1 tRNA gene is annotated in these 525 nt (G+C 55.0%); it reads right to left on the bottom strand.

Annotation, left to right across the window (positions count from 1 at the left end):
- Positions 1-254 precede the first annotated feature (254 nt).
- Positions 255-326: transfer RNA gene (locus AAFX79_13850), tRNA-Gly, on the bottom strand.
- Between the last annotated feature and the right edge of the window lie 199 nt (positions 327-525).

The following is a 525-nucleotide window of genomic DNA, read 5'->3' as shown; positions in this document are numbered from 1 at the left end:
CCGACATCTGGAATATGCACCCCAAGATTGCAGAGCGCTACCGGTTGCTCGCCGAGCAGGCCTGACCCGCGGGGCTTTCCCCGGCTGGGGTGCCCAACGCGGCAATCGTCGCCGCCCGAGACGGGCCAGAAGCCGCGATGACCGCACTACATTTGGGTCGAATCTGCACTACAAAGGTCGTTTCGTCGTCCCGGCGATGTAGTGCATGATTCAGCAGAGTCTCGTAAGTGCTTTATTTTTTCGAGACTTCTGAAAGCGGGTGACCGGAGTCGAACCGGCGACATTCAGCTTGGGAAGCTGACGTTCTACCACTGAACTACACCCGCAAACTATTGTTGAACAGTGCTTTACGCAGAAAAGGCATTGATAAGAGTCGTGCGGACGGGTTCACTTGCACGACATCTATTGGATCCATCAACTAGAGTATACGCCGAATTCCGTCTGATCGTCTTCGCTGACGGGTTCGGCCAAGCAGAACGTCCGCGTCAAGAGCTGCACTTTCTGGAGACTTGACATTACCTCTAC

Source organism: Planctomycetota bacterium, assembly GCA_039819165.1.
GTDB lineage: Bacteria > Planctomycetota > Phycisphaerae > Phycisphaerales > UBA1924 > JAHCJI01.
The sequence above is the reverse complement of the archived record's forward strand: the minus strand, read 5'-3'. Positions and strand labels throughout refer to the sequence as shown.